The sequence below is a fragment of the Nocardia salmonicida genome, from assembly GCF_036142455.1.
GTDB classification, from domain to species: domain Bacteria; phylum Actinomycetota; class Actinomycetes; order Mycobacteriales; family Mycobacteriaceae; genus Nocardia; species Nocardia salmonicida.
Map to the genome: position 1 here is coordinate 2,556,292 of NZ_CP108014.1, position 13,599 is coordinate 2,569,890.

Here is a 13,599-nt window from a genome sequence, read left to right on the forward strand (position 1 = left end):
ATTGAGGCAGATGGCGTCCTGGGAGGCACTGATGACCGCACACGCGGGCTGGGTAGACGATGAGATCGTGGCTGTTCGCGAACTCGCGACGAAGTTCTTCGAGAAGGAGGTGCTTCCTGGCGCCGAGCGGTACAAACAGCAGGGCCACCCCGACCGTGACCTGTACCGGAAGGCAGGCAAGCTCGGTTTGCTCGCCCCGTCCGTGCCGGAAGAGTACGGCGGCGGCGGCGGCACGTTTGCCCACGAGGCGGCGATCATCGAGGCCCAATCCCGGGCAGGCGATACGTCCATGGGCATCTCGATCCACTCCGGGATCATCGCGCCCTATCTCGTCGAGTTCGCCCCCGAGGAGCTCAAGCGGCGCATTCTGCCCCAGGTGACCAGCGGCGAGTGCCTGCTCTCGATCGCGATGACCGAACCGGGCACGGGCTCGGACCTGCAGAACATCCAGACCAGGGCGGTGCGCGACGGCGACGAGTACGTCATCACCGGTTCGAAGATGTTCATCAGTAACGGCGCGCTCTGCGATGGGGTGATCATCGCCGCGAAGACCGACCCCGACAAAGGCGCCGCCGGAGTCTCGCTCATCTTCGCGGAGGTCGGTGACGACACCCCCGGCTTCACCCGCGGACGCACCCTGTCCAAGATCGGCGGCACCGGCCAGGACACCGCTGAACTGTTCTTCGACGGCCTGCGGGTGCCGGTCGGCAACCTGCTCGGCGAGGCCGAGGGGCAAGGCTTCTATCAGATGATGACGCTGCTCCAGCAGGAGCGACTCGTCTGCGCGGTGATGGCCGTGGCGTCGATGGAGGCCGCGGTGGCGATGACCATCGCGTACACCAAGGATCGGCAGGCTTTCGGAAAGCCGCTGCTCGGCTTCCAGAACACCAAGTTCGAGCTCGCCGAGTGCGCCACCATAGCCCGAATCAGTCGCGTCTTCCTCGACGACTGCCTCACCCGACACCTGGCGGGCGAACTCGACGTGGCAACGGCGTCGATGGCGAAGTACTGGCTCACCGATCAGTTGAGCGTGGTGGCCGACCGGTGCCTGCAGTTGTTCGGCGGGTACGGATTCATGACCGAATACCCGATCTCGGAGATTTTCACCAGCGCGCGGGTGCTTCGCATTCTCGCGGGAACGAACGAGATCATGAAGGAACTGATCGCCCGTTCCCTGTAGCCGCTCCGACACAGAACTCCCGCCGCCCGGGAAAACCGGGCGACGGGGGTTCTGTTCGTCGTATAGGTCAGTCGAGCGTTTCCCCGGCAGCGGCCTTGACCCGCAACGACTCCGGGACCTCGAACCGCTCGCCGTAGGCGGCCCGCAGCTCGTCGGCCCGCGCGACGAATCCGGCCAGGCCGCCCGCGTACTGGTTGATGTACTGGATCACGCCGCCGGTCCAGGCCGGGAACCCGATGCCGAAGATCGACCCGATGTTGGCGTCGGGCACGGTGCGCAGCACGCCCTCGTCGAAACACCGCACGGTATCGAGGGATTCGGCGAACAGCATCCGTTCCTGCATGTCGATGAACGCGATGCCGTGATCGTCACGGGTGTACTTCTCGACCAGTCCCGGCCACAGGCCGAGCTTCTTGCCGTCGGCGTCGTATTCGTAGAAGCCGCGGCCCTCGAGTCGGCCCGGTCGCTCGAAGTCGTCGACCATCGCGTCGACAAGCGGGTAGGCCTTCGAGTCGACCCACTCCTTGCCTTCGGCGAGCAGGTTCTCCTTCAGGCTGCGCCGGATCTTCTGCGCCAGCTTCATATTGATCTCGTCGGCCAGCGCCAACGCACCCACCGGGTAGCCGGCCTGCGTGGCCGCCTGCTCGACCGAGGCCGGGTGCACGCCCTCGGCGACCAGCGCGATGGCCTCGTCCATGAACTGGCCGATGACCCGGCTGGTGAAGAAGCCGCGGCTGTCGTTGACCACGATCGGCGTCTTCTTGATCGCCAGGGTGTAGTCGATGGCGCGGGCGATGGCTTCGTCGCTGGTTTCGTCGCCGACGACGATCTCGACCAGGGGCATCTTGTCCACCGGGGAGAAGAAGTGCAGACCGATGAAGTCCTTGGGCCGCTTCACGCCGGTGGACAGGTCGGTGATCGGCAGGGTCGAGGTGTTGGACCCGAGCAGGGCATCGGAGTTCACCAGGTGTTCGATCTCGCCGAACACCTTCTTCTTCAGGCTCGGATCCTCGAACACCGCCTCGACCACGAAGTCGCAGCCCGCAGCGTCGGCCGGGTCCGCGGACGGGTGGATGCGACCGAGGATCTCGTCGTATTTGTCCTGCGTGACAGCACCCTTGCGCAGCGCCTTGTCGAGCAGCTTGCGCGAGTAGGCCTTTCCGCGCTCGGCCGCCTCGATGGTGACGTCCTTGAGCACGACCTGCATGCCGGCGCGGGCCTGCACATAAGCGATGCCCGCGCCCATCATGCCCGCGCCGAGCACGAGGACCTTCTCCGGCGTACGCACGGGAAAGCCTTCAGGGCGGCTGCCGCCCTTGTTGATCGTTCCCAGATCGAAGAACAGGGACTTGATCATGTTCGTCGAGACCTGACCACAGATCAGATTGGCGCAGTAGCGGGTCTCGATCGCGAACGCGGTGTCGATGTCGACCTGCGCGCCCTCCACCGCGGTGGCGAGCACCGCGATCGGTGCGGGCATCGGCGAACCTTTGAGCTGCTTGCGCACGTTGGCCGGGAACGCGGGCAGGTTCGCCGCGACCGCCGGGCTCGACGGGATGCCGCCGGGGATCTTGTAGCCCTTCACATCCCAGGGCTGCGCGGCCTCGGGGTTGGCCGCGATCCAGGCACGGGCCTGCGCGAACATCTCGTCGCTGGTGGCGGCGACCTCGTGGATGATCCCGACCTGCAACGCCTTGGCGGGCTTCATCCGCTGGCCCTGCCCGACGACATTGAGCACCGCGTTGGTGATGCCGAGCAGCCGCACCGTCCTGGTGACGCCACCAGCGCCGGGCAGCAGCCCGAAGGTGACCTCCGGCAAGCCGAGCAGGCTGCCCTTGGCGTCGAGCGCGATCCGGTGGTGGGTGGCGAGCGCGACCTCGAAGCCGCCGCCGAGCGCGGTGCCGTTGATCGCGGCGACCACCGGCTTGCCCAGCGTCTCGAGCCGACGGAACGCGGCCTTGTAGGTGTCGAGGCCGAGCGCGATCTGCGGTGCGGTCTCCGGTGTCGCGTTCATCAGCAGGTTCAGGTCACCACCGGCGAAGAAGGTGTCCTTGCCCGAGGTGAGGATGACGCCGTCGAAGCTGTCCTTCTCGGCCTCGAGCCGGTCGACGGTCGCGGTGAGGTCGCGGGCGAACGCCTCGGTCATCGTGTTGGTGGACTGGTTCGGGTCGTCCATGGTGAGCACGAGCACCCGGTCGGCGCCGAGATCCCAGGCAATCATGTTGTCAGTCATTGCTTTTCGTTTTCCTTCGGTATCGGATCCGACGCTCAGACGCGCTCGATGATGGTGGCGATGCCCATGCCGCCGCCGATGCACAGCGTGATCAGCGCGCGACGCGCCCCCCGACGCTCGAGCTCGTCGACCATGGTTCCGGTGATCATGGCGCCGGTCGCGCCCAGCGGGTGGCCCATGGCGATGGCGCCGCCGTTGACGTTGAGCTTCTCGTCGGGGATGTTCAGCTTCTTCTGGAAGTTGAGCACCACCGACGCGAAGGCCTCGTTGAGCTCGAACAGGTCGATGTCATCGACCGTGAGCCCCGCCAGCGCCAAGACCTTCTCGGTCGCCGGGACCGGCCCGGTCAGCATGATCGTCGAATCGGCGCCACTCACCGCGGCCGCGACCACCCGGGCGCGCGGCGTGAGACCCGCGGCGACACCGGCGGATTCACTGCCGATCAGGACCAGCGCCGAACCGTCGACGATGCCGGAGGAGTTACCGGCGTGGTGGACGTGGTCGATCTTCTCGACGTGGTGGTACCGCTGCAAGGCGACGGCGTCGAATCCGCCCATCTCCCCCATCACCGCGAATGACGGGGGCAGCCCGGCCAGGCTGTCCACCGTGGTGTCGGGACGCATGAACTCGTCGTGGTCGAGCAGCACCGCGCCGTTGATATCGCGCACCGGGACAATGGATTTGGCGAAGTACCCGCCCGACCAGGCCGCGGCGGCCTTGCGCTGCGACCGCACCGCGAAGGCGTCGACGTCCTCGCGGCTGAAGCCCTCGATCGTAGCGATCAGGTCGGCGCTGACGCCTTGGGGCACGAAGTAGGTGCTGTAGTTGGTGACCGGGTCCATCGCCCACGCGCCGCCGTCGGAGCCCAGCGGAATCCGCGACATCGACTCCACGCCGCCGGCGATGACGAGCTGCTCCCAGCCCGAGCGAACCTTCTGGGCGGCGGTGTTGACCGCCTCGAGGCCCGAACCGCAGAACCGGTTGAGCTGCACACCGGCGACGGTGTCGGGCAGGCCGGCCGCCAATGCGGCGGTCTTGGCGATATCGGCGCCCTGATCGCCGACCGGTGACACCACGCCGAGCACGATGTCATCGATCGCCGCGGGGTCGAGTCCGGGGTGGCGGGTCTTCAGTTCGTCGATGAGTCCGACCACCAGATCGAGCGGCTTGACGCCGTGCAGGGCGCCGGTCTTCTTGCCGCGCCCGCGCGGGGTGCGAATCGCCTCGTAGATGAATGCCTCGGTCATGATTCTCTCTCCTCGCTGAAATCTGACAATAGAATGCCGCAGATTTGGAAATCTGACAAGGCTTTGTGGCAGACTCGGCGCATGGTGAAGGATCGTGCGTATGCGGGTGTGCCTGCCGAACAGCGGCGCGCCCAGCGTCGGACCACGTTCCTGGAGGCCGCCCGGGAGATCGTCGGCACCCAGGGCTCCGCTCGACTCACCGTCGGCGGTCTCTGCCGCCAGGCCGGACTGACCGAGCGATACTTCTACGAGAGTTTCACCAACCTGGACGCCGTCGTCGCCGAGGTCTACGACCAGGCCATCGGTGAGCTGACCGACCTGATCGCCGGCCGGGTGCGCGCGGCCCCCGATCCCCTGCGCGACAAGGTGCACGCGGCCATCGCCGCGGGTCTGCAAGCGGTCGCCGACGATCCGCGGCTGATCCGCATCGCCTTCACCGAGGCCCAGCTCAATCCCGTCCTCAACGAGCGCCGCACCGCGACGATCCGCAGCTTCGCCGTCCTGGTGTTGGCAACGGTGAACAAGCGACTAGCTCCCGAGAACGCCGCGACCGCAGGGGCATACGGCGAGCTCGCCGCGATGCACCTCGTCGGCGGGCTCTACGAGACCGTCTACGGCTGGCTCAACGGAACACTCGACTTGACCAGAGACGAACTCGTGGACGAGTCGACCGAGATCTTCCTCGTCGTCGTCGAACAGATCCTGGGCCCCGACAGTCTTCTGCGGCGCAAGCGCGTAACCCGACCCTGATCAACCGGGCGGATCAGTCCCCTCGAACCACGCACGAGGTGCCCTCGTTCGCCCGAGAGCACCTCCCCCTCAATCGCGACTCATCATAAGGCGAATTCCGTTCCGCACGAGCGGGTTCGGCTCTGTACGAACACGTCGACGCTGTGCGAGTATGACGAGAATATTCTCTCATTCATTCTCGCATTCATCGATTGTCCGGAGGTACCGATGGGGCAGCAAGAATCCCCGCACATCCTGGTCGCGGGCGCGGGCCTGGCCGGATTGGCCACCGCGGTCTGGCTCGCGGAGGCAGGCCATCGGGTCACCCTCGTCGAGAAGCGGGGACGGCTCGGCGGTCGCACGATCTCGTTCGAGGTGCCCGGTATCGAAGGCAGAGTCGACAACGGCCAGCACCTGTTCGCTGGTTGCTACGACGCGCTGCTGCGCTACGTCGACACCATCGGCACGCGAGATCAACTCCGCTGGGACGCACCACCTTTCGCGATCAGGACCGGACCCGACCGGCTGCTGACCCTGCGCGCGCCCACCTGGTTGCCCGGCACGCTGCGTCGCGCCGTCGGACTGTCCTGGATGGTGTGGCCGCCGATCCCACTGCGCGAGCGCCCCGCCGCCCTACGCACCTGGGCGCGGATCGCCCGCGCCGCGCTGCGCCCGGCACCGGAACTCGACGATCTGACCGTCGATCGCTGGTTCACCCAGATCGACGCGCCGGCATCGTTGCGCGCGTTGGTGCTCGACCAGTTCGTCATCGGGCTGCTCAACGAGAAGACCGAGCGGGTGTCGGCCTCCATGTTCGTCCAAACCCTGCACTGGATCGGCACACGCGCGCTGTCGGGCAACACCAGGGCAGGCGACGCGGTCTGGCCGCGGGTGAGCCTGCACGAATTGTTCGTCGCGCCCGCCGAGCGCTATCTGCGGGCGCACGGTGGCGAGATCGTCGTCGGTGCCGGTGTCGCCGATATCGAGATCACCGACGACGGGCTCACCGGCGTACAACTCTCCGACGGGCGCGTCATCGAGGTCGACGCGGCGGTCCTCACGCTGCCGCCGTGGTCGCTGACAACACTCCTCGATCGCGGACGGCTCGGGCAGTACGACCATTTCACCCCCGTGCGCAAGATCGAGCCCGCCCCGATCTCGAGCGTCTACGTCTGGCTGGATCGCCCACTGAAGATGCGCAGGCTCGCGGAGAATCTGCGCGACACCACCATCGAGTGGGTCTTCGACACCACGGGCATGCACGGCGTCGAGACCGAGGCGGGGCACTGCTATTCGCTGGCGGTGAGCGCCTCGTGGGATGTCGTCCATCTGCCCAACGCCGAATTCACCGCGGCGGCACTGGAATCGTTGACCAAGCACTACCCCGAGGTCGCCGAGGCCGAGGTGCTGCGCACCCATGTCATCCACCAGCCGCAGGCGACCTTCTCGGCGCAGCCCGGTTTCGACGAGTTGCGCCTGCCGCAGCGCACGCCGATCGACGGCCTGTTCCTGGCGGGCGACTGGACCGAGACCGGGATGCCCTCGACGATGGAAGCCGCCGTCGAGAGCGCGGTCCGCGCCGTCGACGCCGTGGGCGAATACCTCGGCACCCGCAGCGGCGTCGCCGGAGCTAAGTGAATCACCATTCTGGGCAATAACGCTTCATCGGCAGTTGATTCCGCGCTGAGACAGAAGTACATTGTGTCTCACACAGCCGCAGGTCTGCACGGACGCAATGGCGCACATCCCTCCGGGAGGGTTGATGGATTACGACTGGTCAGCGGCCGATATGGCCTTTCGAGACGAGGTTCGGGCCTTTCTCGACGAGAAGCTGACACCCGAACTACGCCGCGCCGGACACTTGGCGACAAGCGTCTATCCGGATCACGAAGCCAGCATGAAGTGGCAGCACATTCTCCACGAGCGAGGCTGGGCGGCACCAGCGTGGCCGGGTGAATACGGTGGCTGCGACTGGAGCCTCACCCAGCACTACATCTTCGGCCGGGAGTTGATGCAGGCCGGTGCGCCCGCGCTGTCGCCGATGGGCATCAGGATGGTCGCGCCCGCGATCGTCGCCTTCGGAACCACCGAGCAGAAGGCGTACTACCTGCCACGGATCCTCACCGGCGAGGTGTTCTTCTGCCAGGGGTACTCGGAGCCGGAATCCGGCTCGGATCTGGCATCACTGACGATGGCCGCCGTCGACGACGGTGACGATTTCGTGTGCACCGGAAGCAAGATCTGGACCACCCACGCCACCGAGGCGAATTGGATCTTCTGTCTGGTCCGCACGTCACGCGAGGGAAAGAAGCAGCAGGGCATCACCTTCCTGCTCATCGACATGACCTCACCGGGCATCGAAATCCGCCCGCTGGTCATGACCTCCGGCGAGCAGGTCCAGAATCAAGTCTTCTTCGACAGCGTCCGAGTGCCGAAAAGCAATGTGCTCGGCCAGATCGACGACGGCTGGACCGTGGCGAAATATCTGCTCGTCCACGAACGTGGTGGGGCGCTGTCGCCCATGTTGCAGGTCATGGCCCAGGAAGTCGCTACCGCGGCAGCCGGGCAGACCGGTCCGGACGGCAATCCGCTCATCGATGACGCCACCTTCGCGGCGAAGTTGGCCGAGGCGCGGATTCGCACCGAAGTACTCGAGATCCTCGAGTACCGAACGCTGTCGGTGATGGCGCAGGGCAAGAACCCCGGCCCCGCCTCGTCGATGCTCAAGATCCTGGCCACCGAACTGAGCCAGAAGATCACCGAATTGGCGCTAGAGGCAGCAGGTCCGCGCGGTCGGGTGTACCAACCGCACGCGACGAAACCCGGCGGTCCGATCGCCGAATTCCAGCCACCGGCCGACGGCTACCGCAGCGGCGAAGAATGGCAGGCCGTCGCACCGCTGCGCTACTTCAACGACCGGGCAGGCTCGATCTACGCGGGCAGCAACGAAATTCAGCGAAATATCCTCGCCAAGGCAGCATTGGGGCTCTGATGGACTTCACCTTCACCAAAGAGCAGGAACTCCTGCGCGATTCGGTGGCCCGATTCCTCGGTGCCCGCTACGACCTGGAGAAGAGTCGCAGCGCGGTCAAGTCCGACGCGGGATGGCAGCCCGCTGTGTGGCGCGGTTTCGCCGAGGAGCTGGGCATTCTCGGTGCGACCCTGCCCGAGGATGTCGACGGTATGGGCGGTGGACCGATCGAGATGATGGTCATCGCCGAGGAACTCGGACGCGCGCTCGTCGTCGAACCGTATGTCGACACGGTCGTCGTCGGGGCGGGTCTGCTGAAACGCTCCGGCGGCGCGGCTGCCGATGCGCTGCTGCGCCAGATCGTGGACGGGACGGCGCGCACCGCGTTCGCCGCACTCGAGCCGACGTCGGGTCACGCGATGCGCGATCTGTCGACGACCGCGCGCCGCGACGGTGATTCGTGGGTGCTCGACGGCAGCAAGACCGTCGTGACCAGTGCGCCGTTGGCGACCCATCTGATCATCAGCGCACGCACCGCCGGTGCTCGGCGCGACGAATCCGGTATCTCGTTGTTCCTCACCGAATTCGATGCGGCGAATCCGCCGGCCGGGGTGGAGATCCACTCCTACCGGACGATCGACGATCGGGTCGCTTCCGATATCACCTTCACCGAATTCCGCTTGCCCGACGCCGCGCTGCTCGGCACCGAAGGCGACGCATGGTCCTCGATCGCGGCCACCGCCGATGAGGCGATCGCGGCGATCGCCGCGGAAGCGGTGGGCTGCATGCGGAAGGTGCTGGCCGATACCGTCGAATACGCCAAGCAACGTCAGCAATTCGGTCAGCCGATCGGCAGCTTCCAAGTTCTGCAACACCGCATGGTCGATATGTACATGGAGCTCGAACAGGCTATTGCCGCAGCATATTTAGCGATCCACTCGTTGAACGCGGCACCGGCGGACCGGGCGCGGGCGGCATCGGCGGCCAAGGTCACCGTCAGTCGTGCCGCTCGATTCATCGGCCAGAACTCCGTCCAGCTGCACGGTGCGATGGGCATGACCGAAGAACTCGCTATCGGTCACTATTTCAAGCGACTGACCGCGATCGAGCACGAATTCGGATCCACCGACCACCACCTCGCCCGCTACGCCGAGTTGACGAGGCCGTAGTCGTGACCAGCGGCACGGTGCGCGAGGACATCATCGACCTCGCGCACCGGTGGTTTCTCGAGGGCCGCCGCATCGATATGCAACAGCTGGCCCGCGAATCGGGGATCGGCCGCGCCACGCTGTATCGCTGGTGGGGTAGTCGAGAAGTCGTGATCGGTGAAGTGGTCTGGCGGATCATCGCGGAGGCGATCGGTCGCGTCGAGGCGCGCGACGCAGGCGTGTCCGATGATCCCGCCGGACGCTTCGTGCGCAACTTCGGCACACTCGCGGATACCGTTCGCTCCTTCGAACCGCTGACCCGATTCGTCGCCGACGACCCGGAATACGGCTTGCGCGTGCTGACTTCGGGCTACACCGTCGTCCAGGGCCGAATGATCGACTGGGCCGCGTCGCGACTGACCGACCTGCCCGATCTCGATCCACGCATCGAAGTTCGCGATCTCGCCTATGCGATCGTGCGCGTCGGCGAAGCTTTCGTCTGGAGCGACATCATCACCGGTGACCCGCCACAGTCCGGCAAGGCCGCCGCCATGGTCGAGTTACTCGTTTCCGCCGCATCCGGCAGACGCTGAACCAAGGAGTCGAATTGACTTACAAGACCATCGATTACAGCGTGGATACGGCCGTCGCCACCATCACGCTGAATCGTCCCGAGGCACGCAACGGTTTCACCACCGAGATGGCCGACGAACTCGGCGCTGCCTTCACCGAAGCCGACCGCGACGACGATGTTCGTGCGGTGATCTTCGCCGCCGCGGGGCGAGACTTCTGCGTCGGCATGGATCTGACAGCGGGTGGATCCGATGAGGACGTCACCGACCCCGAATGGGTCGAATGGTCGACCCGGGTCGTGCGCCCGATGACCGACCTGAACAAACCCGTCATCGTCGCCATGCAGGGCGCCGCCATCGGCGTCGGCCTGTCCATGACCCTCGCCGCCGACTTCCGCCTTGCGGCAACCGATTCCCGCTTCGGATTCGTGTTCGCCCGCCGTGGCCTGTTCCCCGAGGGTGGTTCGCTCTGGTTCCTGCCCCGCATCGTCAGCCTGGCCAAAGCCAAGGAGTGGATGATCACCGGTCGCGTTTTCGGCGCCGACGAAGCCCTCGCCGCGGGCCTGGTCACCAGCCTGCACGCCACCGAAGACCTCCTGCCCGCCGCCCGGGCGCTCGCCGCCGAACTGACCGCCCAGGTGGCCCCCGTCTCCGTCGCCGCCATCCGCCGCGGCCTGGTCGCCATGTCCGGCGACAAGACCCCCGACGACGTCTTCACCCTCGACGCCCGCCTCATCTCGTACGCCTTCTCCAGCGCCGACCTGCGCGAAGGCATCATGTCCTTCCTCCAGAAGCGCCCACCCCACTTCACCGGCAAGGTAGCCACCGAACTCCCCCACCTCGACGACTGGCTGTCCTGACGCTCAGCCGTTCAGGATCAGGTCCGCGCATTTCTCGCCGATCATGATCGTGGGCGCGTTGGTGTTGCCACCTGTCACGCTCGGCATGATCGACGCGTCGGCGACGCGCAGTCCGTCGATTCCGCGCACTCTGAGTTGCGGATCCACGACCGCCCGCTCGTCGATACCCATTCGAACCGACCCGACCGGGTGATAGACGGTGTGGATGCGATTCGGCAGTTCTTCGCGCATCTCCGCGTCACCGGTGAATTGCGCACCCGGAACGAGTTCGCCCTCGTTGTCGCCGGTTCCCGCCATGATCTCGCGAACCATGGCGATGCCTTCGAGCAGTACCTCGGTGTCCTTCGGCGCCGTCAGGTAGGCCGGATCGATCAGCGGCGCGGCCGTGGGATCTGCCGATGCCAACCGCACGGTCCCCCGGCTCTCGGGGTAGATGAGCGCGGGGAAAACGCTTTGCCCCGGCCGTTTGGTGGCCGGGACTACGCGCTTGTCGGAGTCCTGATTCGGTGACGGATACACCCAGAAGAGGCTGAGTAGTTGCAGGTCGGGAATCTCGCGCGCGTGCGAGGTGCGCACGAAGGCGACGGACTCGAAGGAGGAACCAGCCGCCCACGACGACCCCGGACGCACGCGTTCGGTCGCCAGTCCACGCAGGAAGTACGGCGCCGTCGGCCTGCGCAACGCTGATTTCATCGTGAACGAGAGGGGGACGAAGAGGTGATCGTGCAGATTGTCGCCGACCGGCAGATCCGCGTTGACGGCGATGCCGTGCGCTGCCAGGTGCGCGGCCGGGCCGATCCCGGACAGTTGCAACAGCTGAGGCGACCCGTACGTGCCAGCCGACAGGACGACCTCGCGTGATGCTCGGATCACCCGCTTGCCGCCGTCGACCAGGATTTCCACGCCCGTCGCGCGGGAGCCTTCGATGACTACCTCGGTCACCCTCGCCTTCGTGAGCACGGTGAGATTGGGCAGCGGATCCTGATGGAGGTAGCCCTCGGCGGTGGAGTACCGCCGACCTTTCGAGGCGCTCTGTTGAAAAACCGCGACGCCTTCCTGACTCTCCCCGTTGTAGTCGTCGAGCTTCGGCACACCCAGGCGCGTCGAGGTGGCGTCCATGAACGCGTGCGCCGCGTCGGTGAGGGTGTGCTGGCGAGTGACCTTGATCGGACCGCCGGACCCACGCCATTCGCTCGCGCCGTCCTCCCAGTCCTCCATCCGCTTGAAGTACGGCAGGACGTCCTCGTAGGACCATCCGTGACAGCCTTCGCCGGCCCAGTCGTCGAAGTTCTTCCTGTTGCCCCGCACGAAGAGCATCCCGTTGACCGAGCTCGATCCGCCGAGCACCCGACCGCGCGTCATCGGGATCTCGCGGTTGAGCGCGTTGCGCTGCGGCGTCGACTTGTCGCCCCAATCGAACAGTTTCTTCAGCTGCGGCGTCGAGTGCATGACATTGATCGCCCCCGGGATCTGGAACAACATCTTCGCCCAGCCCTTGTTGTCCGCCCCACCGGCTTCGAGCAGCACCACGGACGCGCCGCTTTCGGCGAGCCTGCGCGCGACCACACACCCCGCGCTGCCCGCGCCGACAACGATGTAATCGGTCTCGGCCATGGTGTTCTCCATTCGGGAGTCGACCCATCACAACACCCGAATAGTAGCGTGCGCTACGTCACACCGAACTGTGCAATCCGTGGTCCACCGGGCCGCGGATTGAGCCTCGGCGCATCGGGTACTGCCGACCCAAAGCCGACCAGCTGGAGGGAACAGTGATGACGTCTTCGAATCAGCACCATGGCCCCGTAGAAGAGCGCTCCGCAGTGTCCGGTGGGGAGTTTCCCGACGACGCTCGCACAACCCGTAGTCACGCAGGCGAGGGCCTCGAGGACGGCTACAACTTCCCCGGCATCATCCTGTGCGCGATGGGAATCATCGCGCTTGGTCTGTGTCTGACCGCGACTGGATACGGCTTCGCCGGCTGGGCCACGATCGCGGGCATCGCCGCGGTGATCTTGGCTGGAGGCGGCGTCGCGTGGCTGTTGCTCGAGCATCGGCGGATCAAGGCCAAGGAAGGTCTGGCGCTGACAGATCCTCGGGGGCATTGATCAGTCGGGTGGTTCCTATACCCGTATTCGGCCGATCCATCGGACCGCGAATGCAACGCGGCCCGGTCCGATAGTTGTCTGAAGTCGGAAAACGAGGAAAACTGCGAGCGTGCCCACGGACGTGGAGTTCCAGAACATGCTGCGGGGAGTTTCGGTGCGCGTGACGGCACCGAGGGTCGCCGTGCTGAGCGTGGTTCATGAACATCCGCATGCCGACACCGATTCGATCATCCGTGCCGTGCGGTCCCGCCTGTCGGTGGTGTCGCACCAGGCCGTCTACGATTCGTTGCGCACTCTCACCGCCGCGGGCCTGCTCCGCTGCATCCAGCCTCGCGGCCTGCTGGCCCGTTACGAGACCCGGGTCGGCGACAACCACCATCACCTCATCTGCCGGGTGTGCGGGTTGATCGGCGATGTCGACTGTCAAGGCGGCGAAGCACCCTGTCTGACCGCTTCCGACGACCTAGGCTTCGCGATCGACGAAGCCGAAGTCATCTACTGGGGCCTGAGCCCTGATTGCGCGAACTGATCGCCCACCGACAATGACGCCACTC

12 protein-coding genes are annotated in these 13,599 nt (G+C 66.0%); 9 read left to right on the forward strand and 3 right to left on the reverse strand.

Annotation, left to right across the window (positions count from 1 at the left end; translation table 11 throughout):
- Positions 1-31: 31 nt before the first annotated feature.
- The gene (locus OHS03_RS12130; protein ID WP_328662829.1) at positions 32-1,180 is read left to right on the forward strand and encodes an acyl-CoA dehydrogenase family protein; all 1,149 of its coding nucleotides are present in this window, start codon (positions 32-34) and stop codon (positions 1,178-1,180) included.
- Positions 1,181-1,247: 67 nt separating this feature from the next.
- Here the strand turns inward: OHS03_RS12130 and OHS03_RS12135 are convergent, their stop codons facing one another.
- Positions 1,248-3,413: a 3-hydroxyacyl-CoA dehydrogenase NAD-binding domain-containing protein gene (locus OHS03_RS12135; RefSeq protein WP_328662830.1), complete on the reverse strand. Its 2,166-nt coding sequence runs from the start codon at positions 3,411-3,413 to the stop codon at positions 1,248-1,250.
- Between the two features lie 35 nt (positions 3,414-3,448).
- Positions 3,449-4,663 (reverse strand): acetyl-CoA C-acetyltransferase, encoded by a 1,215-nt coding sequence (locus OHS03_RS12140; protein ID WP_328664187.1) that lies wholly within the window; start codon positions 4,661-4,663, stop codon positions 3,449-3,451.
- A gap of 78 nt (positions 4,664-4,741) precedes the next feature.
- Between OHS03_RS12140 and OHS03_RS12145 the strand changes: the two genes are divergently transcribed.
- The 6 genes from OHS03_RS12145 to OHS03_RS12170 all read left to right on the forward strand — a co-directional run bounded on the left by OHS03_RS12145 (position 4,742) and on the right by OHS03_RS12170 (position 10,940).
- Complete coding sequence (locus OHS03_RS12145) at positions 4,742-5,410, forward strand: TetR/AcrR family transcriptional regulator (protein ID WP_328664546.1); 669 nt, start codon at positions 4,742-4,744, stop codon at positions 5,408-5,410.
- 207 nt (positions 5,411-5,617) lie between these two features.
- Positions 5,618-7,027, forward strand: coding sequence for a hydroxysqualene dehydroxylase HpnE (gene hpnE, locus OHS03_RS12150; protein WP_328662831.1), 1,410 nt, complete (start codon positions 5,618-5,620; stop codon positions 7,025-7,027).
- Positions 7,028-7,151: 124 nt separating this feature from the next.
- The gene (locus OHS03_RS12155; protein ID WP_194828433.1) at positions 7,152-8,381 is read left to right on the forward strand and encodes an acyl-CoA dehydrogenase family protein; all 1,230 of its coding nucleotides are present in this window, start codon (positions 7,152-7,154) and stop codon (positions 8,379-8,381) included.
- Positions 8,381-9,529: an acyl-CoA dehydrogenase family protein gene (locus tag OHS03_RS12160; RefSeq protein WP_328662832.1), complete on the forward strand. Its 1,149-nt coding sequence runs from the start codon at positions 8,381-8,383 to the stop codon at positions 9,527-9,529. Before OHS03_RS12155 ends, OHS03_RS12160 begins: the two co-directional genes overlap by 1 nt.
- Before the next feature lie 2 nt (positions 9,530-9,531).
- Positions 9,532-10,101 carry a QsdR family transcriptional regulator gene (locus OHS03_RS12165; RefSeq protein ID WP_063055662.1) on the forward strand — a complete coding sequence of 190 codons (570 nt, stop codon included), beginning with the start codon at positions 9,532-9,534 and terminating at the stop codon, positions 10,099-10,101.
- Positions 10,102-10,115: 14 nt separating this feature from the next.
- A complete protein-coding gene (locus OHS03_RS12170) occupies positions 10,116-10,940 on the forward strand; it encodes an enoyl-CoA hydratase-related protein (protein ID WP_328662833.1) in 825 nt (274 codons plus the stop codon).
- A 3-nt stretch (positions 10,941-10,943) separates the two neighbouring features.
- On the opposite strand, the gene OHS03_RS12175 is transcribed toward OHS03_RS12170, so the two are convergent.
- Positions 10,944-12,554 carry a GMC family oxidoreductase gene (locus OHS03_RS12175; RefSeq protein ID WP_328662834.1) on the reverse strand — a complete coding sequence of 537 codons (1,611 nt, stop codon included), beginning with the start codon at positions 12,552-12,554 and terminating at the stop codon, positions 10,944-10,946.
- Positions 12,555-12,712: 158 nt separating this feature from the next.
- On the opposite strand from OHS03_RS12175, the gene OHS03_RS12180 reads away from it, so the two are divergent.
- Complete coding sequence (locus OHS03_RS12180; RefSeq protein WP_328662835.1) at positions 12,713-13,045, forward strand: hypothetical protein; 333 nt, start codon at positions 12,713-12,715, stop codon at positions 13,043-13,045.
- Positions 13,046-13,181: 136 nt separating this feature from the next.
- Positions 13,182-13,574: a Fur family transcriptional regulator gene (locus OHS03_RS12185; protein WP_407942509.1), complete on the forward strand. Its 393-nt coding sequence runs from the start codon at positions 13,182-13,184 to the stop codon at positions 13,572-13,574.
- The last annotated feature ends 25 nt before the right edge of the window (positions 13,575-13,599 follow it).